Genomic DNA, 26,625 nt, shown 5'->3' with positions numbered 1-26,625 from the left:
AACACCAACCTATCTTACCATCTTTATAAGCTGAACTTAAGAGTGATGTAAGCTTATCAATTGTAGGCTCCGCAATTTCCTGCTATACTTTTTGCATGTTATTGAATAGGGGGTTACACTGATGGCAACGAATTGCTCATTAGCTAGGAAGTCCTCATGCAGAGCCTGATCTGGGGCGATACTTTGCGTGGGGTGCGGCAGGAAGATCTTGATCGCCCAAACTGATTTTATCGTTTCTAATTAGCAGGCTCTGCACCTTATTGGATTGACCAATATGAATAAGGGGCTGAAGAGCTGTGACTACAACATTTATTAGAAACCATCAATATAATTATATTAAGAAACAATCGGATTTCGTGCTAAAAACACTGCGTTCTGTAGCAGATCGCCGTGTCCTGGAGACCGTACGGTACAGTGCTGAGGTGAATGTGACGGAGGCGTTTTCTTCGCTGACCACCGAGCAGGAGCAGATGCTGAAGCCTATCTCAACCCTGGAGAAAGCCGAGGATTTCCAGCAGTATATCAGCGGCTTCGAGCCTTATCTGGAGCCATTTCCGCCGATTACACTGAAGCAGATTCAGAAGCTGTTTCCCAAGAATAAGAAGATGAAGCTACCTGATTTACAATCGTTTGATTTCCGCTATGTGACGTATCTGGCCTGGGCAGACATTGCCACGAATAAGCAGTTCATCGTCTATCCGTACGAAGGACAGTTCATCGGCGTAGAGGGCAGAATTATACCGACCCACAAGAAAGGCTACTGCCTGTTCTGCAACCGCCAGCAGGAGCTTGCCTTCCTTACAGTCAAGACCAAGCCTGAGCTTGCTTCAGCCGATAACATTGCTTTTGTGGGGCAATACGTCTGCATAGATAATCATGGATGTAATCAGACTATCACTAATATAAGCTCGCTGGAGAGGTTCGTGCTCTCGGTGCAAAAATAAGTTTGCTGGAGAAGGCTGCCCTTAGGGCGGCCTTTTGTTTTATATACTCCTCTAAGTGAAAAAACTGCGTAATTATAGCTAATATTTCAAAGCTTCCGTCCCATCGCTGGTGGTCAAACGGATTCGGGTAAAATGTTGTACAAATTACAACTCGAAGGCAGAGTTACCCGGGTGTTTGAGAGGATTGTTGCAGGAAATGCAAGAATAGTTTGTTTAATAGGCTGGGAGGAGGGGAAATGCTGCCTTTTGTACAACAATTCAGGGGTAAGAGCGTTATCGTGAAGGAAATGTTGTATTTTGTGCAGGATTTGTACCTGAGACACAAACTTGTATTCCAGTAATTAAGGAGACATTGAATGAAAAGTGGAACAAGCATTATAAAAGTAGCGGCGGATCTTATTCCGAGCGTAGTCCTAATCTAATCTTAATTAGTCAATTTCCTAATACCGGTTTAAGTAGGATTATCTCAATTCCGATGATTCTGGTCATTAATATACTTATTATTGCTCTAGGATTGGCTTGTTCGCTTCGAGTGGGACAACGGTATTTATATGTTATGTGGGGAGGGATCATTATTGTAACATTAGCCATTACACTACTCTTGTATCCGCAAGAGAAGGGTCCAAATATTATGGAGATATTATGGGAAGAGCTATCACGCTAATCCTTGCGGACTGTAGAGCCTTTATATACCCGAAAAGGGTACTTTGTACCGGGCTAACGGACCGTAGCGCGCTTATTGCTCCCTAGCAGGGCTATTTTCAGTTGAATATCCGCACATAAGTGCGCTGATGTCCGTTAGATTGCGTAAAAATGATGTTCGTTAGAAATAAGCGCGGCTATGTCCGTTAGCAACAGGCAAAACGCTTCCTATCTTTAAATGTAGTTGCAGCACTCCCAGCGCTCGTAGCACCCCTAGCATTCATCACTCGCAGCACTAAGCTTACTCCGCTACGCCCCCGCCTGCTCTGCTCCATGCTCCACCTGAACGCTTTGCTGCTCAGCAGCATTGCTGCTGATTAAGCCTCTCCGTCCGGTTAAGGTTACCGCCAGGATAGCCGCTCCGGAGGCCAGCAGAATAATGGAGCCCGGAATCCAGTCGAGCAGCACCCCGTAGAGCAGCATGCCCAGCGGAGCGATGGAACCGGCGATACCTTCAACCAGCCCGAATACCCGCCCGCGATACTCTTCTTCTATACTCTGCTGTAAGTACACTTGAATCGGAATATTGATGATCATAATGACGACACCAACCAGAATCAATAGCGGCAGGAAGAAAAAGAAGGTAACGGCAGCGGTGAAATGAAGCAGCAGCGGAAGCGCCATCGCAAGGAAGAGCAGCCCCAGTGCGCTTAAACCTCCGATAATTGTATTTACCGGATTGTTGCTCTGGCGGAGAACGGTGAGGAGCAGGGACATCAGCAGCATGCCCGCTGCCAGCATGGCTTCAAGTACACCGTATTGCTTCGAAGACAGCCCCAGGGTCTGTACGGCCACGAAGGGCAGCACGACATTCAGCGCGACTACAAAGAAATTAATCCAGAACACAATAATTAGGAGGGAGCGGATAACGGGACGGCGGATCACATAGGAGAAGCCTTCTTTCAGATTCGTGCGGACCTCAGCAGCAACGTTGCCCAGGCGTTCGCGAAAGGGCGGATTTCCGGTTTCGGCAGGCCCATCTGCAAGCCCAGCTTCAGATAAGGCTTCCGGAGCAGGTTTAAACTTCAGCATGCAGCCCATCACGGTCGAGATGGTAAGCCCTGCCGCGTTCAGCAGCATGAATTCTTCAAGCGGGAGGAAGGCGTAGAGCATACCGGCGAGAATGGGAGCCAGCAGGTGGCCGACAGAACTGGCAATTTGATTCAGGGACCCGGTACGCTGGATGGAATCACGGTCAACGAGCATCATCATGGAAGAGGAGGCGGAGATACTGTAGAAGGTAGCGCAGATTGACAGAAGGATCAGTGAGATATAAATCGGTAAGAGGGACATACCCTCAATGGAGACGGCGGCAAAGGAAAGCAGCATAATCAAGACACTTGCAGCATCTGAGCCGATCAGCAGCTTGCGGCGGTTCACCATATCGGCCACCACGCCGGCGAAAGGCGACAGAATAATACTGGGCAGCATACCGCACAGCAACGTAACCGCAAAGCTGCTTCCTGAACCGGTGAGCTGCAGAATATACAGGCCGACAACAAAGGTGTACATACTGGAGCCGAGAACAGAAGCGAATTTTCCGCTGAAGAAAAGAATGATATTGCGGTTGGATGCTGCTGACACCGGCGTTGGTTCAGACATTACAAGCACTCCCTTTTCCAAAAGTTAAATTATATTAAACTTATTGTAGCGGCTGGATCTATTTTTTGCAACGAAAAGTTTAATTATATTTAACTTTTGCCATGATGCGGCTTTTTCTCGCTTGAATATTAGGCTATACTGGAAGAAAAGCAACCAAAGAAAGTTGGCACAGCAGATGACGACTAAACTGACAATCGGCGACAAAGTCAAACAAATGCGTAAAGCCAAGGGCCTTACGCAGACTGACCTGGCCGGAGAACATATGACCAAAAGCATGCTTAGCCAAATCGAGAACGGACGGGCGTTGCCTTCAATGAATACACTGCAATTCCTTGCCGGGCGTCTGGGCACAGATGCGGGTTATTTCCTGGAGGGCGAGCACGAAGCGGAGCTGGGTCCGCTGGTCCGTGAAATTGAGCAGCTTTTCAAAGAGAAGAACTACAAAGAAATCGTAGCACGGGTCCAGCCGCTGATGGAGAGCACCCTCCCTATGACTATAGATGCTGCGCGTCTGCTTGAGTTTTACGTGAGCTCTTGTTTTTATACAGGCACCGGAGGCGGAGAGGCAGAGCTTGAGCGGGCGGCTCTAATCTATGAACGATTCGGTTTATACGTGGAGCGCGCCAAGGTTCAGCATATAGCATATGCCTTAATGTTCGCAGAGAGCAGGTACGCAGAGGGGCTGGAGCTGATCCGACGTGTACGCAAGGAATACATGAGCAACAAGGTAGGCAATGATCTTTTATTCGAAATCGAACTTTATTATGCGGAAAGTGTTACGTTGTCTGCGCTGGGAGATTACTCCGGCTGCCGTGAAGCTGCCTTGGCGGCACTGAAGCTGTCGCGCGAAGAAGGAGTCTATCTTTTGTCGGACCATCTGTACCGTGTGCTCTCCTTGATGGAGCTGCAGGCCGGGGACCTTAAGCAGGCAGAAGCATATTTGAACAAGGCAAAACTGTTTGCACAGTTCACGGAGGCTGCGGAGTCGCTGGAGCTGGTACACCTTGGCGAAATCAGACTGGCTCTGGCCAAGCGGAGTTACGGGCAAGTGCTGATACTTGCGGAGCATTATCCGGCGAAAGACAGCGAGTTCATGCCTGTCATCCATCTGATGACCGGAACTGCGTTCTACCATCTGGAGAGGGATGAGGAGGCTCTGGCCAGCCTGTCTAAGGTGAGCCTGAATGATCAGGTCTATCATCCGCTTGACCGGGCTAACCTGTTCACAGCCTATGCATACAAAGCGAAGATATTCGCCAGGCAAGGCCGGATGGAGGAGGCGCGTCAGAATGCACAGTTTGCCAGCGATCAGGTAAAGGATTATCCGCCTTCCGAATATGCGGACTTCATTAAGCAGACCTACCACGAGCTGCATGATAAATTAAATAATGTCCAGTAAAAAACCAACCGTGCAGCTTCCCGCACGGTTGGTTTTGCTTGTGAACTATTGGTTGGACTTTGATTCTTTAGCAAAAAGAAGGAGTAGCGGAAGGGATTTTGGAACTGTAGGAGCGTCAGCGACCGCCCGAAAGCTTTCCGTAGGAAAGCTCGCGTCGTAAGCATATGCAGTCAACGGATTTCAACCGCGAACAGCGGATTAGATCAAGAAATCTGGTGACAACAGCGGCCGGAAGTCCAAATGTTCACCCAGTCAACGGATTTCAACCGCGAACAGCGGATTAGATCAAGAAATCTGGTGACAACAGCGGCCGGAAGTCCAAATGTTCACCGCAGGGACGAGTAAGCTTCAAGTCTAACTCTTAAGTACGCCTCCTTTACTCTAATCATTTCAGGCTCAAGCAATAATGAACACCTTATTTCGAGCTCCACAGCTCCACGCGGTCCTGCACGTATTTGGTGTAGCCTGCTTCCATTTTCTTAACGCCGGCTTTCTCGAGGTCAGCCATGTAGTCATCCCAAATTTTATCGAATTCAGCCGGTTTGGCCAGAATAGCCTGCGGGATGCGTTTCCACGTAATATCTCTCATTTTATTGCCCAGAATGGAGACTTCATCTTCACCGGGGAGAGCAATGTTCCAGGCTGCCCCGTACGCTTTCTCAGCGAACTCCTCTTCTTTAGGGAACAGATCCTTCCAGGTAGTGGCATTGTAAGCCGCCAGCGTTTCTTTCTCGACATCGCTGTAACCGAGCACCAGCTGCTCAGGGAAGTTCTTGGTGTAATAGTTGCCGGTAGAATCCTTGGCCCCGTCGCCGTAGTGGACCATCATATTCCAGTAGAAGCCGATGCCGGTCTCTTTCGTGAAGGCCGTGTTGTCATTGTTAATGCGGTCCTGCACTTCGGCAGGGACGACGCGTTTGCCGTTCTCAAGGACATAATGTTTGCCTTCAATGCCCCAGTTGTTCAGGATCTGTCCTTCATCGGAAGCCAGATAATCCAGGAACTTAATCGTCCGGACCGGATCAGGGTTAGTGGTCGAGATGGAGATTCCGTAGCCGCCCATGAAGCCGGTAGGCCAGAAGCTGGTTTCTTTGTATTCACTGGTCAAGGTCACAGGATAATGGCCGTAGGTTTGATCGAATTTACCGGCAGTCTTCAAAGCCTGCTGCGCGTCATTGTAGTCCCAATCCTGGTCAATCAGGCCAAGCACACGTCCAGTGGCCACTTTCGCTTTGTACTGGTCGTATTTCTGCACGAAGCTTTCTTTATCCAGGAGGCCAATATCATTCATATGGTTCAGCCAGCGGAAATATTCTTTCTCTTCGGGACGTCGGAAGTGGTAGATCGCTTCATGGGTCTCCTGATCGATGAAATATTCCCCGTCATCGGAACCGCCGGTAGTCGCCACTGCAGGATTGGTTACGGAAATGTACATATGCCAGTCATCTGCGTTCAGCGATACGCCGATATTTTTGTTGCCGTTCTCATCGGTAGGGTGTTTCTCCAGGTAGGCCTTGATTACATTCTCATAATCCTGGACCGTCTTGATCTCCGGATATCCGGCTTCCTTCAGCACTCTGTGCTGCAGCTCAAAGCCTCCGCCGGCGACGAATTTCTTCTCATTCACAGCAGCCCAGGTAGGGATGGCATAGATGGACTGGTCTTCGTTCGTGTATTTGGCCCGGGCCAGATTGTCTCCAAGCACCCGCTTGATATTGGGCGCGTGTTTGTCGATCAGTTCGGTCAGGTCAATGACAGCACCGGCATCCACCAGCTTCCCGATATCCGCTTTGGCGGAGATGATGTCGGGATATTCCCCGCCGGCAGCAATCAGCGCGATCTTCTGCTGCGGATCGCCTACGGCGAATTCGGCATCGAGAGTGACGCCTGTTTTCTCCGTAAGGACGGTACTAACTTCATCCTTCATATTATTCCAGTTCGGATTGGGATCTTCCGCGAAGAAGGAAAGTGTCAATGGACTCAAATCTTCGGCTTCTGCCGTAGCTTCTGCTGTGGCAGCCGCATTAGTGCTATTGGTAGCTTCAGTACCGGTATTCCCTGCCGTATTCTTGCTGTTATTATTGCCCCCGCCGCAGCCGGCCAGTACACTGAGCAGCAAGGTCAAGACCATTAGCGCTACATACGGTTTCGCTGTCTTTCTTGTCATGAATAGAAACCCTCCCTTTGTCTGGTGAGAACATATTGTATACACAGGCGCCAGCCTGATGATACCGGTGAGCGGACTAGCTTTTGACCGAACCCAGCGTCATGCCTTTGACGAAGTAGCGCTGCAGGAACGGATAAACAATCAGAATAGGTACGGTGACAACAATCGTGATTGCCATTTTGACCGATTCCGGGGAGATCTGCGCCATCACTTCGGTCATATTCCGGCCGCGGAAGTTATCCGCATTGGTGGTGGTGCTCTGAATGACCTTCATCAGCTCAAACTGCAGCGTCGTCAGTGCGTCATTCGAGCCGTTGTACAGGTAGGTGTCAATCCAGGCATTCCACTGGCCGACAGCCAGGAACAGGGCGATGGTCGCCAGCGCAGGTTTGGTCAGCGGCAGAATCACCCGCCAGTAGATGGTGAAGTCATTGGCCCCGTCCAGCTTGGCAGATTCCTGCAGGGCGTAAGGCAGGCCGTCGATGAAGGAGCGGATGACGAACACGTTAAATGCACTGACCAGACCAGGCAGGACATACACGCCGAAGGTGCCCATCATATGCAGATTCTTGATCAGAATATAGAAGGGAATCAGTCCACCGGATACGTACATCGTCAGCGCCAGAAAGGTGGAGACGAACCTGCGGCCCTGAAAGTCCGCCCGGCTTAAGGTGAAGGCCAGCATCGAGGCGCTAATCAGTCCAAGCAGGGTCCCGATAAGGGTACGCAGGACAGAGATCTTGAATCCGGTAATGAGACCGGAGAAGGCGAAGATCGTCTCATAGTTCTTGAAGGTGAACATCCGGGGGTAGACCGTAATCCCGCCCTTGATGCTATCCGTGGAGTCATTGAATGAAATCGCCAGCACATTGAGAAAAGGGTACAGTGTGGCCACGGTCACCACCGTAATCGCAATATAGACAACCAAATCGAAGATGCGGTCCGACCAGGACGCGGCGGCCAGTTTTTTGATCAGCATAAGGGCCTCCTAAATGATGCTTTCCTTGGTTATTTTTTTGAAGATACCATTGGCCGTAAACAGCAGAATCACACTAACCACCGAGTTGAAAATATTAATGGCCGTCCCGAAGGAGAACCGTCCCATACCGAGCCCGTAGTTCAGCGCATATAGATCCAGTGTCTGCGAATAGTCGCGCACCAGATTGTTGCCGAGCAGGAATTGCTTCTCGAACCCGATGCTGATGAGATGGCCGATGGAAATGATCAGCAGGATGACGATCGTCGCCCGGATGCCCGGCAGTGTAATGTTTCGCACCTGCTGCAGCCGGCTTGCGCCGTCCACTCTGGCGGCTTCATACAGCTCCGGGCCGATCCCCGAGATCGCGGCGAGATAGATGATTGTGTTCCAGCCCGTTTCCTTCCAGACATCAGAGGCGGTCACGATTCCCCAGAACAGATTGCCTTTGGCCATGAACTGGACCGGTTCACTAATAATATGGAGACTCAGCAGCAGGTCATTGACTGCACCGTTGTCGGTAGAGAGCATCTTGGTAATGATCCCGGCAGCTACCACCCAGGATACAAAGTGGGGCAGATAAGATACCGTCTGGACGAACCGTTTCAGCACCTGCAGTCTGACCTCATTCAGGAGAATGGCGAATAGGATAGGAATGATGAATCCGGCCAGCAGCCCCATGAGGCTCATCGCCAGAGTGTTGCGCAGGGCATTGAAGAATTGCTCATCCTGGAAGAGCTCCCTGAAATACTGCAGGCCGACCCATTTCTGCTCAAAAAAAGATTTGCCCGGCTTATACTTCTGGAAGGCCATCATCCATCCCCATAACGGCAGATAGCTGAAGACAAAGGCCCACAGGACAAAGGGAACCGCCATCATATAGAGATATTTCTGCTGCCGGAATTTGGCCCAGAAGCGTGAAGCTGGTTTCTTGAGCTCCGGCTTCATTGCGGGGGTAATCGCTTTCATTTATGTCCCTCCTTCGATATGGCTTTATCATAATCTTCCGGGAAATGGGGAAACACCCGAAGATTTAAGCGGGAAAACAGGGGGAAATCAGTTCTTTTCGTAAGCGCTTTCTGAAAAATCATCCTCCTGCAGTGAATCTTTCCGGCGGTAGACGGAGGGGGAGAGGCCTGTGATTTTTTTGAACTTCTCGCGGAAATAATCCACATCGCTGAACCCGACTTCGCTTGCGGCCTGATGGATTTTGCAGCCCTGGTCCAGCAGTTCCTTGGCTCTCCCGATGCGTACATTGTCCAGATAGCTGTTGAAGGAGCTGCCCGTACTGTTCTTGAACAGCTTGCCGAGGTACGCACTGCTGTAAGAGAACACGTCAGCCAGGGTTTCCAGCTTCAGATTCTCGTCATAATGCCGGTGAATGAGGTCCAGCATCCGCTTCATTAATACATCCATCTCATCGCGGATAATTCCGCCTGCATATTGCTCCAGCAGATCCGTGATATAGCGCTGCAATTGGGGAAGCGAGGTATGCCTGTAGATTTGCTGGATTTGCCCGTCTACCCGGCTCTGCGCCTGGCCCAGCTCCTTAAATTCCAGGGAGAGCTTATTGAAAAGTCCCGTAACCGTCCGGACGTAATAGGATTTCACAGCCATCTCCGATAAGCCTGCGGCAGTCATGATATCCCCGGCTTCCTGGATCAGGGAAGGGATCACGGTGAGGTTCCCGGTATCCATGGCAAAATACAGCCGGTCCATCACCGGTGAGAGGCTGCTCTCCGCATCCGGGAGCTTAGCCGGAAGTCCCGTCTTCATCTTCAGCGAGTCCGGACCGATCATCCCCGGCTCATCATAGAAGAAATGATCCTTCATCCGGGCCAGCGCCGATTGATGGGAGACGGAGAGTTCATCCAGGCTGTCCACCATGTCTCCGGCGGTAATAATACATTCCAGTCCCTCGGCGGCGGATGCTTCGCGGATATTCTGCACGATTAATTTGCGGACCAGCTCCTTCTGATAAGAGGGCTGCAGCAGCACGCCCAGATAAGAATCCAGCGAGAAGACGATGCCCCAGCTGTTGTTCTCAAAGCTTGCTGTCAGCCTGGCCTTGACGGCGGTGGAAGGTCCGTTATCCGCATGATCCTGGAGCAGCAGCCGGATCAGGACTACCTGATAGGAATCCCAGAGCAGGCCGGATTCCAGTGCCGGGTCCATCAGTGCTGGCGCTGCTGGGTGCAGGCGGCTCTCCATCAGCAGGGACTGGACGAGCATCTCCCGGCTCCATACCTTGACGGCGGCATGATTCCTGCGGTCTATAGTCCGTGCATTCAGCACGTCAGACAGGCTGGACAGATACTGCTGCAGTTCATCTTCATCGACAGGCTTAAGCAGATAGTTATCGATGCCGTAAGACAGCGCACGCTTGGCATAGCTGAAGTCGGCATAGCCGCTCAGGATGATAATATGCATATCCGCCTCATCCTCCCGCAGCTCCCGGATCAGCTCCAGTCCGTCCTTCCCGGGCATGCGGATATCGATAATCATCAGATCCGGGGAATACAGCTCAACCTTATGCCGCGCTTCAATCGCGTTGGCCGCCGTATCCACCACCTGGTAGCCAAGGCTCTCCCAGTCCAGCAGCGTGACAAGTCCTTCACGGATAGACAATTCATCATCAACAATTAATACACTATACATAAGAATCACTCCTTAGGGGGATGGCGAAGCTGATCTGCGTGCCGTATCCGCTCTGACTGGCCAGGTTCAGGCCGCATTCCAGGCCATAGGTCAGCTGAAGACGCAGGTGGATATTGCGCATTCCGATATTATTGGTTTCATAATCATCCTTGTTGTCCAGCATTTGCCGGATTTCAGCGATCCGGGCAGCTGAGATCCCTATTCCGTTATCCGATACCTCAACCTTAAGCAGGGCATTCTCGACCCTGATGTCTACTCTGACCATTCCGCCGTCCATCCGGTTTTCCAGTCCGTGAATGACGCAGTTCTCTACCAGCGGCTGAATAATCAGCGGCGGTATTTGTAGGGCATTCGCTGCCGGATCTACATACAGCTCATAGGCGAGCCGGTCATTATAGCGGAATTTCTGGATGATCAGATAGCAGCTTACGGTCTCCAGCTCACTTTGCAGTGCTATTCTCCCATTGCCGACCTCCAGATTCTTGCGCATCATCTTACCCAGCAGCCTTACCACCTGGGAGATGTCGGTCTGGCCCCGGGAATGGGCTTTCATCCGGATCGATTCCAGGGCGTTGAACAGAAAATGAGGGTTGATCTGGCTGGCCATCATCTTGAATTTAATCTCATTCTGCTTCAGCAGGGTGGCGTTCTTCTGGCGGTTCGATTCCTGCACCTCGCTCATCAGATCGTTAATATTCCTTACCATATGATTGAATTGCCTTGCCAGCTGGCCGATCTCATCCTTGCCGTCTATCACCAGCCTCGCCTCCAGATTCCCGGACGCGACCTTGGAGATATGCTTGCTTAAGTGCAGCATGCGTCCGGTGAGCAGCCGTGAGAAGTAGTAGATCAGGATAATCGCCAGAATCAGAGCCGAGATAATGACCATAGACGCCAGTGAGATAATCCGGTTGGGCTCACCCACGATGCTCTCTACCGAGAAGATGGAGATGATCCGCAGGCTGTTCAGGCTGCCCCCGGGATGCCAGTCATCGATCAGCATTTTGGAGGGCTTGCCGTCAATCCTGACATCGGCCGGCCCTTGTCCGGCAAGGGGAGACAGCGGCTTGAAGTCGATGTCCTCCAGCGTCTTGCCCAGCGTATCTGCACGGTTCGAGGCAACAATGTTGTCGTTCTCATCAACGATAATTGTCTCGAAGGTCTCCTGATCCAGAATGGAGTTGAGCCTCTCCGTATTCACATTCACAATCAGCACGCCGGTCGTCCGCTGCTTCAGGAAATCGATCTTGCGGATCAGGCTGAGATAATACTGGCCGTTACGGTTGTCGCGGATATAATTCCAGCAGACCAGCCCTTTCTGGGCAAGGGCGGTCTGATACCAGGACTCCTGCGTTACTGCAGCATCTGCCTGGAGGAATTCCCAGTTGTCCAGCACCGTCGGGTTGTCAATGTACAGCCGGATGCTCGAGATTTCTTTGTATAGCCGGACGAATTCCCGGAAGTCCGGATAGTCCCAGTAAGCCTGCACCACATCATAGACCGATTCATAACGGTGGTTGGCGGCCTCCTCCAGCCCCGGCTGTCATTGGACAGCCGGTAGGCGATATCGAGCGGGACATTCAGCATCTCGCCGGTTCTTTTTTTCACCCGGTCTACATTGGCTGTAATCTGCTCCAGTGCGTTATCCAGAGCCATATTCCGCAGTTCACTCGTCAGGAACACCCCCACAATCAGCACCGGAATCAGGACAACACAACCAAAGGATAGAAAGAGCTTGGTCCTGAGCTTCAGATTGTTCATCAGGGTGATGATACGGGTATACACGAATATTATCCCCTCCGTCAGTCCTTAATTGTTAACGCTTACATAAGAGTATATCTGCAAACTGTAAACCAATATATGTAATCCATTTGGTTTTTATTGTCTTCATTTATGGAATTTGGGGAAATCAGCGGTTCTCCCTGACTGTCTTGTGTAGGGGATCTTATCTGCTTGCCGAAAATAATCCACCATTATAAAAAATTTGGAATTTCAAATTGAAAGCGCATTCTTTATGATGATTACAGAACCGAACATTAAGGGAGCTCAGGGGGAGGATACAATGGAGCATCAGGTAAAAGGGTATAAGAGAGGGCTTAAGCTACTGCTCGCGGGAATGCTGCTGACAGCGCTGATGTCAGGCTGTTCAAGCCCGAAGAACAACACGGAAGCTAATGCAGGGGCAGCGGGGAATGATCAAGGAAACGCAGCGGTGTCAGATAAGCCGGTAACCCTGAAATTTACATTCTGGGGCAGCCCGCAGGAGAAGGCGGCAATCGAGAAGGCAACCCAAGGCTTTACAGCCAAATATCCGAATATCAAGGTGGATGCGATTCATATTCCGGAGGCGGATTATGATGCCAAAATTACGGCAATGGTCGCCGGCAACGAGGCCCCGGATCTGGGGTATATGCATGGAGAGCTGGCGGATCCCTGGCAGAAGGACGGCAAATTCGTGAATATGTTCAAGCTGCTGGATGCGGACAATGAACTGAAGCGCAGCGATTTCCTCGATTACATCTGGTTCAAGTCCTCCGAGGACTTCGCCTATGGAATCAGCACGGCTGGTGAGACCTTCGGATTGTTCTACAACAAGGATCTGTTCGATGAAGCCAAGGTCGGCTATCCGCCTGCCAAGCCGGACATGGCCTGGAGCTGGGATGAATTCGTTGAAGTTGCCAAGCAGCTGACCTTGGACAAAAACGGGAAGAATGCCGCCGATCCCGCGTTCGATCCGAAGAATATTAAACAATATGGCGTCTCCTTCGAAACCTGGCATGGTCCCGTTCATGCGACGGTCATTAACAATGAAGGAGAATGGATTACCAAGGATAACAAATTCGGCTTCAGCCAGCCGGATGCAGCTGAGGCTATCCAGCGTCTGGCTGATTTGATCAATGTCCATCATGTGGCACCCTCGCCGGTGCAGATGAAATCGATCCCGTCCCAGGCCGTAGCGCTGCAATCGAAGCTTGCGGCCATGTCGATGCACGGGCAATGGATTAACCTGGATCTGGGTGCCGCAGGCGTGAACTATGATATCGGTGTGCTGCCCAAGATGAAACGCAGTGTGCCCATGGGAATCAGCGGCGCCTCCGTCATCTATGAATCAAGCGTGCATCAGCAGGAAGCCTGGCTGCTGACGAAATTCCTTGAGAACCCGGAAGGAGCCATTGACCTGTATAAAGGCGGATTGTGGATGCCTACGATGACCAAATGGTACACCGATCCCGCCCTTGTAGCCCAGTGGGCAGAGAATAATCCGGCCCATCCGGCCGGCTTCAAGGATGCAATGATGAACAATCTGCTGAATAACGGAGTTCCTAACGGTTCCTATTACATTAAGAATTTCTCCAAGGTCAATGCAATTACATTCTCCGGCATGGATGAGGTGTGGCTGGGCCGCAAAACGGCGCTGGAAGCCATGAAGGAGCTGGAGAGCAAGATTCAGCCGGAAATCAAAGGGCGTTACGATGTCTCTCCGGTCAACTAAATCAGCTGGGGGATACCGGATATGAACTCAATTACAAATGTGGCGGAAGCAGGCAAGCCCGCCAGAGCCTCCCGCAGCAGTAAGCGTGCTGCCAGGGAGCTGCGGAACGGGCTGCTGTTTGCTTCCCCTGTGCTGGCGGGGTATCTGTTGTTCGTGCTGGTGCCGATTGCCGCAAGCCTGTATCTCAGCTTCACCGATTATAGCGTGGGCACGGTGCCCCGATGGATCGGAATAGGCAATTATACGAACCTTTTCTCTGGTGCCGACCCGTTTTTTTACCCTGCGGTCAAGGCTACGTTCTACTATGTGTTCGTCAGTGTGCCGCTGGGAATCATCATTTCCTTTTGTGCTGCCATGCTGCTTAACCAGAAGATCATCGGGCGGGCCTTCTTCCGCGGAGTGTTCTACCTGCCGGTGATTATTCCGTTAGCCGCTTCCTCCATGGTGTGGATGTGGCTGCTGCAGCCGGATTTCGGCATTGTCAATTATACGCTGGAGCGGCTCCATCTTCCTACGTCCCAGTGGCTGGGGGATACAGGCTCCGTAGTCCCTACCCTGATCCTGTTCAGCTTCTGGAGCCTCGGCAACACGATTGTTATCTTCCTGGCAGGCCTGCAGGGAATTCCCGCCCACTTGTATGAAGCGATCGAGATCGATGGCGGCAACCGTCTGCATAAGCTGATATATATTACGATTCCTATGACGTCCTCTGTGATCTTTTTTAATACAGTGATTGCTTTTATTAACGGGTTTCAGGCCTTTGTCCAGCCCTCTGTCATGACTCAGGGCGGGCCGGCGGGCAAAAGTCTGTTCTATGTGCTGTATCTGTTCAACGAAGGGTTCAAGTCCTCGCGGATGGGCAGCGCCAGCGCTATTTCAGTCCTGCTGTTTGTAGTTATCGCGTTGTTTACAGCCTTGATCTTCCTGTTCTCCAAATCGCTTGTGTACTATGAAGGAAAGGGGGGACGGCAGTGAAGCAGCTCTCATGGCCCGGCCGGGCCGTCCTGTATATCCTACTTGTCTGCGGAAGCCTGTTCTGCCTGTTCCCTATATTCTGGATGATCCGCACCTCGTTGATTGATATGGGAAGCCTGTATCAGATCCCGCCGGTCCTGATTCCGAAGCTGCTGAGCTGGGATAATTTCCGCATGGCGCTGGATGCGTATCCCTTTGGCCGTTTTTTTGTGAACAGTGCTGTGATTACTTCACTTGCGGTACTGGGAGTGCTGCTGTCCAGCTCTTTATGTGCCTACAGCTTCTCTCGGATCGACTGGAAAGGGAGGGATCAGGTCTTTGCGGTTATTCTGACCGGCTTGATGATTCCGTTCTTCGTGGTCATGATTCCGCAGTATGTGTTCTGGAATGCACTCCACTTGACGGATACGTTCGTACCTCTGGTCGCACCGGCCTGGTTCGGCGGCGGAGTATTTAATATTTTTCTGCTGCGGCAGTTCTTCCTCGGAATTCCGCGCGAGCTCGATGAGGCAGCCAGGGTGGACGGGGCAGGACATTTCCGGATTTATGCCCGGATTATTATTCCCCTCGGCAAACAGGCGATGATCGTCATCGGCCTGCTGACCTTTCTGGCGAACTGGAATGACTATCTGGGGCCGCTTGCCTTTATCACCTCTGAGAAAAATTATACGTTAATGCAGGGGCTGACGTTATTCCAGGGTTCCTATTCCGCCCAGTGGAATCTGATGATGGCTGCAACAACCGTAATTGTGGTTCCCTCCCTGGTGGTGTTTCTGCTTGCTCAGCGCCATTTCATTGAAGGCATTGCCATGACCGGGATCAAAGGGTGAAGGGCATTTACCTGCACCTGTCACCGCAACCATAAATTGATTGCTAAACTGGAAGCGCTCTATTAAGATGTGGTTACAACGGATGGGCCTAAGGGGGGATATCATGTACGATATTTTGCTGGTGGATGATGAGCCGCTGCATCTGTCCGGCCTCTCGGGAATGCTGCGCCGCCTGCGCCCGGAGTATGGCATTTATACAGCCAGGAACGGGCGGGAGGCGCTGGAGAAGTGCAGCGTCCGCAGCTTCCAGATTATCATTACCGATATTAGGATGCCGCAGATGGACGGTCTGCATTTCCTGGAGCAGCTGGCCCCGCCGGCCACCCCGCGGCGGGTGATCTACCTCAGCGGATACAGCCATTTCGAATATGCGCAGCAGGCGATGAGCTTGGGCTCGTTCGAGTATATGCTGAAGCCGCTGGACCCGCTTAAGCTCAGGTCAGTTCTGGAGAAGACGGAGAAGAGCCTGGAACAGGAACTGGCCTCGCTGCAGAAGTATGAGCGGCTGTCTGTAAGAATGGATGCGGCCGAACCGGCCTACCGCCAGCGGCTCCTCAATCAATGGATCGAAGGCAAGCTGCACTCCGCTGAAGATACCGCAGAAGTGATAAGTATTCTGGGCTTCAGCGGCAGCGGCACTCTGCTGGCGGTTTCTACGGGAGAGGACATGACGCCGGAAGCTGTCATGGACAGATTGCAGCCTTACGGAGTCTGCGGCGGATTTGCCTGCCGCCGAGAACCGGGTCTGCTGATAGCAGCCACTAGCGGTACATTCCCTGATCAGGAATTACATCAGGCTCTTGTACAGCTGAAGCTGACTGCGGGAATTAGTTCACCGGCGGATAATCTGATTGAAACCGCATCCCGGGCTTATGCTGAAGCCCGGGATGCTGCTGCCTGCGTCTTCTATGCGGAGGCGGGTGATATACATGTGTATTATGCGGCGCAAGGCGGACTGAATGCGAGCCGGAAGCTTACCTCTGACTCGAGGCTGGTAAGCTTGTTAACCGGAGCGGTTACAGGCTGGGATGGGCAGAACGGATTTGAAGCGGCAGCCGGCGAAGCACTCAGCCGGCTGCTTGGGGAAGAGGCTCCGCCCATGCCGGAGGAGCTGATCCGGGAGCTGAGGCAGCTTGTGTTCAATGTCATCTACGGCTTGGAAGGGTTGCGGGAAGAAGATCGGAGAGTCCTGCTTCAGCAGGCCTCTGTCTTTGCTGAGGAAGCCCGCAGCTATATGCTTCTGATAGCTGCCGCTGCCGGTCTGCTGGAGAATATCGCCCGCAAGGTACTGGATGCGAAGCAGGAACGGAAGACCGGTGTGTTATCCCGGTGTCTTGCTTATATCGACAGCCATTACACGGAGGATCTGTCACAGGAAACGGTGGCCTCCATGTTCCATTTCAACTCCAGCTACTTCTGCCAGCTGTTTAAAATCCGTATGAACATGACCTTCAATCAATATGTGACCCGGCTCAGACTGGACAAAGCCAAAGAACTCCTGGCATCCTCAGGTGTCAAGGTGTATAAGGTTGCTGAACAGCTCGGGTACCATGATGTCAAATATTTTAACCGGGTATTCAAGAAAGAGACCGGCCTCACTCCGGAAGAATACCGTACATTAACCCGCAGCTCTGGCTGAAAGCCAGTCATGTGCCGGCTTTGGAGGAATCATGAGCAGAACCCGATTAACGAACCGCAGCCTGCGGAGCTTGTGGCGAAACATGAAGCTGAGAACCAAACTGATTCTCTGCTTTGCTGTGCTGATCTCGGTTCCTTCCGTGACGAATGCGGTAATCAACTACAAGACTAGCTCCAGAATTATTGTCCGCAATGCCGAAGACAGTATCCTGGAGATCGTGAAGAAGAAGACAGAGATCAGTGATCTGATGCTGGACAATATTGAATCCAGAACCGTTGACCTGATTTCGGACCCGGATCTGTTCAACCTGTTTGACCGGCAGAAGCCGCAGAATGATTATGAGCTGTTGCAGATGGACCGTAAGGCAACGGCCATTCTGAACAAGTATTTCCGCAGCGGGCAGGATTTCTATACGGTGCAGCTCGTTACCAGCTATTATACCTTCGGAGGAGGCTCCACAGCCTTTACCTCCAACTCCTCGGTGGTCTCTGTTCCTCCGCAAGGCTTCGTACATTCCTATATTTATCAGAAGATTGCGGAGGCGAAGGGCAGCCTGCTGTGGTTCCCCACATATGACTGGACACGCATCTTCGGACAGCCGGAATTCGGCGGTATGGATGCCAAGTTCCGGATGGTCTTCTCAACCGGACGCCTGCTGAACATCTCTCCCATCATTGACAGCATGAGCCGCAGCTGGCCGCAGGAGGTAGAGCGGCCAGTCCTGCTGATTAATTTCAACGAGGATTACTACCGGCAATATATGGCCCAGACGCCTGCTGTGAAGGGGGCTTATTTCTATGTGGTGTCAAGGGAAGGGCAGATTGTTACCTACCCGGACAATACGCGTCTTGGGATGACGGATGATAACAGCTGGTATAAGGATCAATTCAACGGCACCTCCGGCACTGCACTCGTCAAGGACGGGAAGGGGGATGCCCTGATCGGTTATGCCGTGTCCGGCATTACGGGCTGGACGACGGTGTATGTGGTTCCTTACCGGCAGCTATTGCGGAATTTGCCTACCGTCAGTTATACGGATATGATCATCACCTTACTGCTGCTGCTGCTGTCGGTTGCCGTTTCTTATCTGATCTCCAGCCATCTCACGAAGCCGATCAAAAAAATCATGGCCGCGATTCAATTAACCGGCGCCGGAGACTTCTCCACCAAGCTTCCGGATCAGTCACAGCTGGAGTTCCGCATTCTTGTGAAGCGTTACAATCAGATGAATGAGCGGATTCTGGAATTGATAGAGGCGAATTATACAAGCACCCGACGGGAGAAGGAGGCAGAGATGCTGGCCCTTAATCTTCAGCTGAATCCCCACTTCCTCTACAACACACTCAATATTATCAACTGGATGGCGCTGGAGCGGGAGGAAACAGGAATCAGTCAAATGATTGTCAGTCTCTCTACCATGCTCCAATACACTGTTAACAACGGGCAGGAGGATGTTCTGCTGGAGGATGATCTGAACTGGCTGAGAAGCTATACCCATATTATGGGGAAGCGTTATGCCGGTGTGTTTGCGGTGGAATATGAAATCATGGACCTGCCAGCCGGGATTGTTGTACCGAAGCTGTTCCTCCAGCCGATTGTGGAGAATGCCATCATTCATAGTATGGAGCCCTTTGAGCAGGGCGGACGGATACGCATTGCCGGACGCAAATACGGGGAACAGCTGCATTTCACAGTCAGTGATAACGGAAGCGGAATACCGCAGGAGCAGATCGATGACATGATGAACCGTGATGGCGGAGGAATCGGACTGAGGAATGTGAAAAAGCGGCTTAACCTGATGTACGGTAATTTGGCCGGACTGCAGATTCAGTCAGAGGTGGGAGCGGGAACCACGGTAACGGTCTTCATTCCCTGTGAAGCAGGTTGAAATGGTTAAAAATGAGGTTGGAATTCACGATTTTTTTTCGCCGGATAGCATGTATTATTGTAGGTGAATTACTATAATTTTGAAATACAACAATGGGTGCAGGACCTGGCCGGGAGGGGAGGAGCAGCGCACAGATTCGAAGATTCATAGAGGAATTCCAGTAAAGTGGAGGAAGAGACATACTGTACATTCCGCTTTTCAAGGAGGAACCGCAATGCCGGGAAGAATGAAATCCCCATTCGTGAAAAAGACGCTGCTAAGCGCCGTATTCACCACAGCAGCCTTAAGTTTACTGTGGTTTGCCCAGCCCGCCTTTGCTTATGATCTGTCGAACAGCAATTTTCAGGTCAGTACCGGTACCAACGGCGACATTACCAGCCTGAAGCTGACCGGAGATAACTTCCCCACAAACTATGTCATGAATGCAACCAATGCCCCCAACCAGAATACGGCAGACCACCAGTGGCTGGGAGAGCTGATGTTCACTTACCGGCTGAACAACGGCGCCTGGACCAAGGCTTTAACCAATAAATCCGCGGATGGGCGTACGCAGAGCCAGACCGGCAGTACGGTCAATATCATATATCAGAATTCCGCGAATGCCGAGGGTATCCGTAATTTCCGGGTGAATGAAAGCTATTCTCTTGTGAACGATTACTTGCTCTGGCAGATTCAAGTGACCAACACCAGTACACAAACACTGGAGATCGGCGACTTCGGCCTGCCGCTGCCCTTCAACGAATTCTGGACCGGCGGAAGCAATGAGCAGATCTATGAAACCAGGGTGGTTACCCAATCCTTCATCGGCAATAACAGCTCCTATGTAACCGCGCAGCGCCCCAGCGGCATCGGGCCTTCGCTCCTGCTGGTGCCGGATGCAACCACCGGTGCAGGCTTCGAGTATATGGATAACTGGCGCATCCAGGATCATGCGGGCAGCAAATGGGCGGGCGATCAGGGGGGCTGGGTGGAAGGCCTCTCGGTCTACTACATCCACTCCAATGTGATCAAGAGTACGGGGCGCGGCTACCTGCCGAACAGCAGTCTGACACTTGCGCCGGGAGCAAGCAAAACCTATGCCTTCAAATTCTTCAAATCCGCCAGTGAGCAGGCCACCAAGGACCGGCTGTACTCGGAGGGGCTGATCGATACCACTGTAGTTCCCAGCCTGGTCGTGCCAACCAATCAGACAGCCAAGTTTGACCTCCGCACTTCCAAGACCATCACTTCCGTAACCGCGCAATATCCGTCTGAAACGACGGTAGCCTCCCTTGGCACAACAGCAGGCGACCACAAGCTGTACTCCCTGCAGATGAATCATCTCGGCCCCAACAACATCACTGTCAATTACGGCAGCGGAGAAAAGACGACCCTGCAGTTCTATGCTATTGAGCCGGTAGATACGGCACTCCAGCGCCATGCCACCTTCATGGTGAACAATCAGCAGTGGAACGTGCCTGGAGATATCCGGGACAAGGCGTTCGATGACTGGATGATGCAGACCAATAGCAAACGCAATAATTTTGCCGGGTACTGGGGCTGGGGGGATGACTGGGGATATACACATGCCCAATTCCTCGCCGAGAAGAACGTCCAGAAGCCTGTAACCTCAGAAATTACCGCACTCGACCAGTATCTGGAGACCACGATCTGGACGAACCTGATGGCCGGCCATCATACCGATTACCTGGTGCCTGACTTCCTCATGGCCGCGCCGAACACTACTCCGACCTACCGGGGGTACGCTTACCCGCATATCTACAATACGTATTTCAGCATGTACAAGATTTCCAAGCTGTACCCCGGCCTGATCACCTATGCGCAGCCCAGCAATACTTATCTGCTGCGGGCGTATAACATTATGAAAGCGCTCTATGACGGTCCTGTAGCTTACAACTGGAATACCGGCCTAATGGGAGAGGTGACTACTCCGGAGATCATCAAGGCTCTGCAGGCAGAGGGCTATACTGCCCAGGCCAATGATATCATTGCGAAAATGAACACGAAATACAACAATTTCGCCAGTACCGCATACCCTTACGGCTCCGAATACAACTATGACAATACGGGCGAAGAAGCCGTGTATATGCTGGCGAAGATGAACAACAACAATACGATCAAGAGTAAAATCAACACCAAAACCCGTGCCGTCCGTGGAAAAATGCCGGTCTGGTATTTCTACTCCGATCCGGTAACGATCAACGGGGAGCCATGGTGGCAGTTCCAATACACGGCAGCGCTTGCCGGAACGGCAATGGATGACTGGGTGCGTAATAATTCCGCCACTCCGGAAGTAGAGCAGCGCTTAACCTATGCCGCCAAGCTCGCGAATCTGACCGCGATCAACTCCGGGCAGATCAGCTCCGATCCGGCGGATATCGGCGCCGTATCCTGGACGTATCAGGCGATGAAGGGCAATAACGGCGCACTTGGCCTTGACGGCGGGCCGCTGTTCAATGGCTGGCGCGGCATGTCCGGCGAAGCGGATCTCGGCCTGTTCGGCGCGATCAAGCTGCTGAGCTCCGATGTGGCAGTTGATCCGATCTTCGGCCTGTACGGCTACGGCTGCGAGGTCACGGAGAGCAGCGGGAATTACATCGTTACACCTAAGGACGGTGTATATCAGCGCCTGAATCTGATTACTGAGAAATGGGGCATGAGCCTGGAGCGGGACAAATACAATCTGGCAACCGTCGCCAAGGCGAAGACCAGTGCCAGCTTCACACTCAGTAATGCAACACCGGGTACCGCACATGTTACGAAGGTGGCCTTTAACGGATTTGCCCCCGGAACTTATAACGTAACGGTGAACAATGTAGCTTCCGGCAGCTTCACTGCGGTGAACGGGCAGACTGCAACCGCCAGCCTGAATATCGGCACGGGGTCTTCCTATGAAGTGAAGATCCAGCAGGGAACCGCTACCCCGGTCTCCTCCATCGTTGTCAACTACAACATGAACCAGTCCTCCGGAACAACGGTTACGGATTCCTCTTACGGCTTGAACCATGCGGCACTGACCGGAACCTCCACTTGGGTTACCGGCCGCACAGGTGCAGGCAATGCGCTGAATCTCAGCGGGACCAGCGCTTATGCCTCACTTCCGGCAGGCGTGGTCAGTCAGCTGAACGACTTTACGATCTCCGCCTGGGTCAAGATTACAGCCAATAGTGACTGGGCGAGAATCTTTGATTTTGGCACAGGAACAACCGCTAATATGTTCCTGGCGCCCCAGATTGGCGGCGGGGGGATGCGCTTTGCCATTACCACCGGCGGCAATAGCACAGAGCAGCAGCTTTCGGCAGCTGCACCGCTGGCCACCGGAGCATGGAAGCATGTGGTTGTGACCCTGTCCGGCACGACAGGCCGTCTCTACCTGGACGGCGTGCAGGTTGCCGTCAACACGGGCATGACACTGAAGCCTTCCAGCCTGGGCAATACCTCGCAGAATTATATCGGCAGATCGCAATACGGTGATCCTAATCTGAACGGCGCTGTCGATGATTTCATAATCTTTAACCGTGCCCTCAGTGCTTCCGAGATTACCGCGCTCTTCGGCGGGGCGATGCCGGCGCTGTCGGCTTCCGATTCCTTGGAGGAGCCAGATGCGCTGCAGCCGGATTCCGGGCTTGCCCAACCGCCGCTTGAAGAAACGGATGGACAGCATCCTGAAGGCGAAGTCACTCCGCTGCCGGATAGCAGTGCTCCTGATCCAGGTGCACCGGAGGTTCCTGTGACACCTGAAGCACCGGTGACACCTGAAGCACCGGTGACACCTGAAGTGCCTGTAAGCTGACCTCCGGAAGGCTTCCAGGAGAAGTGCATATCGCAAAGAGGGAGAACCCGTGAGATAGGGGACTCCCTCTTTGTTGTTTATGAAGCGGACGGAGCGACTGTCCTGGAATGTGATCCGGCTGTGCACACTCAGCGTTTCCGGATAAACCTGCTGCGGAAGTCCGACGGGGACAGGCCTTCTTTCTTCGAGAAGCAGGAGGAGAAATGGGAGACATGATGAAAGCCGACCTCCTCGGCAATCCGGGTCACAGACCAGGAGGTCTGCAGCAGCAGACGTTTCGATTGCTCGACACGGTAGTTCTGGAGGTAAGCCATAGGTGTCATGCCGTAGGCTTTCAGCATGCTTTTGGCCAGATAATTGGAGTGGTAGTTCAATTCCTTCTGCAGCAGCGGATTGTTAATGTCCCGGGTATAGTTGCGGCGGATGTAGAGCTCAATCCGCTCGGCAAGCTGGATGGCGGTAGCATCAGAGGGGGAGGCGAGGTCGCGGTCCAGATGCTGGAGGAAGGACTGAAAGGAAGCCTGGCGTTTCCAGTTCCGCAGGGATTGCGGTTCATGCTCCTGCTCGAAGAACAGGTCCAGCACCTCCATTGCTTTGCTTGTAATCTTCATATGCTTGGGGATGTATATGGAACAGACGTCGGCATGATTGAGGTAGGCCTTCTGCTTATGACTCTCAATTAAGGCACTCTGGTTGTCCAGACATTCATCCATGTCTGCACATTCCTTCCAGCTTCCAAAGGTTTGGAAATGAATCCAGATAATCTTCGTATCCCCGGTGCAGGGAGAGCTGCCGTAATGATGCCCGTCCGGACGGAGAATGAGAATCTCGCCCTCCTTCAGCTGCCACTCCTTCCCGTCCTCACCGACCGATAGGGTCCCCTTCAGCACAACGATCAGATCGAATACCCCGATGCAGTTGCGGTTGATATGATGTTCACCAGCCGTATAAGTGGCATGGCCGCAATCTACGAAGTAAGGAATCGGCGGGGAAATGAAATGGAGAATCGGTGAGAGCATTAGCTAAGCCTCCAGTAGGTTGAAATGATTAAAATTCAGGTTGGAAATCACCGTTTTTTCTCATGATACAACATGTATTATTATAAATAAAGCGCTTTCTTCTAAGTTGGAAGGATGAAAGGAAAGGGCTTGGTAAATATCATTCAAGGAGGAAGCTGAATGAAAAAAGCATTTCTGGGTATGACCGTATTACTGCTGATTGTGGCTATGGGGCTCAGCGGCTGCGGAGGTAACGGGAATACAGAGACATCCCCCGCTAACGCACCGGCGCAGAACAATGGAAGCAAACCGGCGGAAGGCAGTGAAGCAACACCGGCGGCCGGGGCGCAAAAGGTGGTGTTCTGGACCTTTGTGGATGCGCATCAGAAGTTCTATGAGAGTATGGCGGCAAGCTGGAATGAGAGCCATCCGGACCAGGAGATTGCCCTTGAGGCAACCACTATTCCATATGATGATATGCATACCAAGCTGCTGGTCGCGCTGCAGTCCGGTGTAGGCGCCCCTGATCTGGTGGATATCGAGCAGAGCAAGTTCCCGAATTTCATGAAGGGAACCCCGCAGCTGGTCTCCTTGAATGATATTGTTGAACCGGAGCTGGGCAGCATTGTGAAATCCAGAGTGGAAATCTACAGCAAAGAGGATACCTACTATGGAATCGACTACCATGTAGGCGCGACTGTAATGTATTACAACAAGGAAATGCTGGATCAGGCAGGCATTAATCCCGACACCATCAAGACCTGGGCTGATTTCGAAACCGCAGGCAAGCAAATGCTGGAGAAGACAGGCAAGCCGATGATTACCTTTGAAGGCAACGGCAACTGGTCGTGGTGGCCGGCGATCAGCCAGCAGGGCTCGGATCAGGTGGATCAGGACGGCAATGTTACCGTGGATACACCCGTCAATGTGAAGACGATGCAATTCTTCCAGCAGCTGGTGAAGGAAGGAGTTGCAGCTGTTGCTCCGGGCGCAGGCCATGATACCGAAGAATATTTCGGCTATATGGATTCAGGCAGCGCGGCATCCGTCTTCATGCCTTTCTGGTTCATGAACCGGTTCACAGACCATATCCCTGATCTCAAAGGAAAAGTCATTATCCGTCCAATGCCGGCCTGGGAAGAAGGCGGCAACCGTTCAGCAGGAATGGGCGGAACAGCGACCTCCATCACCAATCAGGCGAAGAATTCTGAGCTGATCAAGGAATTCCTGGCTTATGCCAAGCTGTCCAAGGAAGGGAATCTGCAAATCTGGAAGCAGCTCGGCTTTGACCCGATCCGTACGGATGTATGGAGTGATCCGGCCATGAAGGAGTCGAATAAATTCACCGATTACTTCGGTACGGATATCTTCGACACCCTGCTCAGCGTCAAGGATGAAATCGCTCCGGTTCATATCCGTGAGAAGTCACCGGAAGTATTCGATGCCATCCGCAATAAAGCGATTCCGCAGATCTTCATCGACATGAAAGACCCGGCACAGGTACTGAAGGATGTGCAGGACAGTCTGAAATAAGCGGTTTGTCTTCCTGGAATGGGACGGAGAGGGGGAGATGTATCTCCCCCTTTAAGGCATGGATTCATGAGTATGCTTACCAGCAGAGAGTGGAGGTTTGGCTATGCAGATTGAAAGAGAGTTGCCCCCCATACCTATTAAGAAAGCCCGCCTGGGAAATTCTCAAAAAATAGCACCCTATGTGTTTGTTTTGCCGTTTCTATTGTCTTTCGCCGTCTTCTTTGCCTATCCGCTGATCAATGCCGTGGTGATGAGCTTCCAGGAGGTTCTGCCGGGAGAAGTGTCATTTGTAGGAGTCGACAACTATAGAGGCTTGTGGAATGAGGATTTTGGCGCCGCGTTGTTTAACAGCAGCCGATATACCCTCTTGACCTTACTGCTGCTAATTCCCGTGCCGATGATGCTGGCGGTACTGCTGAACTCGAAAAAGATGCCGTGGAGCAATTTTTTTCGTTCCACCTTGTTTATTCCAGCTCTGACTTCGGTTGTTGTAGCGGGTGTCGTCTTCCGCCTGATCTTCGGGGAGCTTGATGGAGCCCTGATGAATACCATTCTGCATCTGTTCGGGATCTCCAGCCAGCGCTGGCTCTACAGCTCCAGCTTGGGGATGTTTGCCCTGCTTGTACTGGCCGGGTGGAGATGGATCGGGATTAATGTCTTGTATTTCCTGTCCGCCCTGCAGAGCATTCCCGGCGAGCTGTATGAAGCGGCAGAAATCGACGGGGCTGGCGCCTTCCGCAAATTGATCAGAATCACTGTTCCTCTGCTGAAGCCGATCACGATCTACGTCGTGACGATCACGATATACGGCGGTTATGCGATGTTTACAGAGAGTTACATGTTGTGGGCAGGCAAACCTTCACCACAGAATATCGGCCTTACTATAGTCGGTTATATCTATCAGCAGGGCTTTCAATATTTCAATCTTGGTTTGGGTTCCGCCATCGGCATCGTCCTGCTTGGAATCACTTTAGTGGTCAGCCTGCTGCAATTAACACTTACCGGTATGTTCAAGAAGGAGGACTAGA

At 52.1% G+C, this 26,625-nt stretch carries 18 protein-coding genes; 10 read left to right on the top strand and 8 right to left on the bottom strand.

Going from position 1 to position 26,625, the window contains the following annotated elements; all coding sequences use genetic code 11:
* The first annotated feature begins 296 nt into the window (after nucleotides 1-296).
* Nucleotides 297-944 (top strand): FusB/FusC family EF-G-binding protein, encoded by a 648-nt coding sequence (locus QW71_RS26670; protein ID WP_039306460.1) that lies wholly within the window; start codon nucleotides 297-299, stop codon nucleotides 942-944.
* 951 nt (nucleotides 945-1,895) lie between these two features.
* Here QW71_RS26670 and QW71_RS26665 read toward each other — a convergent pair.
* Complete coding sequence (locus QW71_RS26665) at nucleotides 1,896-3,248, bottom strand: MFS transporter (protein ID WP_039306457.1); 1,353 nt, start codon at nucleotides 3,246-3,248, stop codon at nucleotides 1,896-1,898.
* Nucleotides 3,249-3,423: 175 nt separating this feature from the next.
* Between QW71_RS26665 and QW71_RS26660 the strand changes: the two genes are divergently transcribed.
* A complete protein-coding gene (locus QW71_RS26660) occupies nucleotides 3,424-4,647 on the top strand; it encodes a helix-turn-helix domain-containing protein (protein WP_039306454.1) in 1,224 nt (407 codons plus the stop codon).
* Nucleotides 4,648-5,062: 415 nt separating this feature from the next.
* Here the strand turns inward: QW71_RS26660 and QW71_RS26655 are convergent, their stop codons facing one another.
* The 6 genes from QW71_RS26655 to QW71_RS42045 all read right to left on the bottom strand — a co-directional run bounded on the left by QW71_RS26655 (nucleotide 5,063) and on the right by QW71_RS42045 (nucleotide 12,233).
* Nucleotides 5,063-6,814, bottom strand: a complete 1,752-nt coding sequence (locus QW71_RS26655; protein ID WP_039306451.1) for an ABC transporter substrate-binding protein — start codon at nucleotides 6,812-6,814, stop codon at nucleotides 5,063-5,065.
* Between the two features lie 76 nt (nucleotides 6,815-6,890).
* The gene (locus QW71_RS26650; protein WP_039306448.1) at nucleotides 6,891-7,793 is read right to left on the bottom strand and encodes a carbohydrate ABC transporter permease; all 903 of its coding nucleotides are present in this window, start codon (nucleotides 7,791-7,793) and stop codon (nucleotides 6,891-6,893) included.
* Nucleotides 7,794-7,802: 9 nt separating this feature from the next.
* Nucleotides 7,803-8,759 (bottom strand): sugar ABC transporter permease, encoded by a 957-nt coding sequence (locus tag QW71_RS26645; RefSeq protein WP_039306445.1) that lies wholly within the window; start codon nucleotides 8,757-8,759, stop codon nucleotides 7,803-7,805.
* Between the two features lie 87 nt (nucleotides 8,760-8,846).
* Nucleotides 8,847-10,448 carry a response regulator transcription factor gene (locus QW71_RS26640; protein ID WP_047013990.1) on the bottom strand — a complete coding sequence of 534 codons (1,602 nt, stop codon included), beginning with the start codon at nucleotides 10,446-10,448 and terminating at the stop codon, nucleotides 8,847-8,849.
* Complete coding sequence (locus QW71_RS42050; RefSeq protein ID WP_306766071.1) at nucleotides 10,441-11,265, bottom strand: sensor histidine kinase; 825 nt, start codon at nucleotides 11,263-11,265, stop codon at nucleotides 10,441-10,443. Before QW71_RS42050 ends, QW71_RS26640 begins: the two co-directional genes overlap by 8 nt.
* A 536-nt stretch (nucleotides 11,266-11,801) precedes the next feature.
* Nucleotides 11,802-12,233 (bottom strand): hypothetical protein, encoded by a 432-nt coding sequence (locus QW71_RS42045; protein ID WP_306766070.1) that lies wholly within the window; start codon nucleotides 12,231-12,233, stop codon nucleotides 11,802-11,804.
* A gap of 277 nt (nucleotides 12,234-12,510) precedes the next feature.
* Here QW71_RS42045 and QW71_RS26630 point away from each other — a divergent pair, with 277 nt between their 5' ends.
* The 6 genes from QW71_RS26630 (at nucleotide 12,511) to QW71_RS26605 (ending at nucleotide 23,066) form a co-directional block, all read left to right on the top strand.
* Nucleotides 12,511-13,941 carry a sugar ABC transporter substrate-binding protein gene (locus QW71_RS26630; protein WP_039306443.1) on the top strand — a complete coding sequence of 477 codons (1,431 nt, stop codon included), beginning with the start codon at nucleotides 12,511-12,513 and terminating at the stop codon, nucleotides 13,939-13,941.
* Nucleotides 13,942-13,962: 21 nt separating this feature from the next.
* Entirely contained in the window at nucleotides 13,963-14,916 is a 954-nt protein-coding gene (locus tag QW71_RS26625) for a carbohydrate ABC transporter permease (RefSeq protein ID WP_083442741.1), read from the top strand.
* Entirely contained in the window at nucleotides 14,913-15,746 is an 834-nt protein-coding gene (locus QW71_RS26620; protein ID WP_039306441.1) for a carbohydrate ABC transporter permease, read from the top strand. The genes QW71_RS26625 and QW71_RS26620 overlap by 4 nt, the downstream gene beginning before the upstream one ends.
* Before the next feature lie 103 nt (nucleotides 15,747-15,849).
* On the top strand, nucleotides 15,850-17,385 hold the full coding sequence (locus QW71_RS26615) for a helix-turn-helix domain-containing protein (RefSeq protein WP_039306439.1): 1,536 nt from the start codon (nucleotides 15,850-15,852) through the stop codon (nucleotides 17,383-17,385).
* A 31-nt stretch (nucleotides 17,386-17,416) separates the two neighbouring features.
* Nucleotides 17,417-19,273: a sensor histidine kinase gene (locus tag QW71_RS38280; protein WP_083442739.1), complete on the top strand. Its 1,857-nt coding sequence runs from the start codon at nucleotides 17,417-17,419 to the stop codon at nucleotides 19,271-19,273.
* Nucleotides 19,274-19,487: 214 nt separating this feature from the next.
* Entirely contained in the window at nucleotides 19,488-23,066 is a 3,579-nt protein-coding gene (locus tag QW71_RS26605; RefSeq protein ID WP_083442738.1) for a DUF5695 domain-containing protein, read from the top strand.
* A gap of 128 nt (nucleotides 23,067-23,194) precedes the next feature.
* Here QW71_RS26605 and QW71_RS26600 read toward each other — a convergent pair whose 3' ends face one another.
* Nucleotides 23,195-24,085 (bottom strand): AraC family transcriptional regulator, encoded by an 891-nt coding sequence (locus QW71_RS26600; protein ID WP_039306436.1) that lies wholly within the window; start codon nucleotides 24,083-24,085, stop codon nucleotides 23,195-23,197.
* Nucleotides 24,086-24,244: 159 nt separating this feature from the next.
* On the opposite strand from QW71_RS26600, the gene QW71_RS26595 reads away from it, so the two are divergent.
* Nucleotides 24,245-25,597 (top strand): ABC transporter substrate-binding protein, encoded by a 1,353-nt coding sequence (locus QW71_RS26595; RefSeq protein WP_039306433.1) that lies wholly within the window; start codon nucleotides 24,245-24,247, stop codon nucleotides 25,595-25,597.
* 103 nt (nucleotides 25,598-25,700) lie between these two features.
* Nucleotides 25,701-26,624 carry a carbohydrate ABC transporter permease gene (locus QW71_RS26590; RefSeq protein ID WP_039306430.1) on the top strand — a complete coding sequence of 308 codons (924 nt, stop codon included), beginning with the start codon at nucleotides 25,701-25,703 and terminating at the stop codon, nucleotides 26,622-26,624.
* Nucleotide 26,625 lies beyond the last annotated feature (1 nt).

Origin of the sequence: Paenibacillus sp. IHB B 3415, assembly GCF_000802655.2 — a bacterium.
Taxonomy (GTDB): Bacteria; Bacillota; Bacilli; order Paenibacillales; family Paenibacillaceae; genus Paenibacillus_AQ; species Paenibacillus_AQ phytohabitans.
The sequence above is the reverse complement of the archived record's forward strand: the minus strand, read 5'-3'. Positions and strand labels throughout refer to the sequence as shown.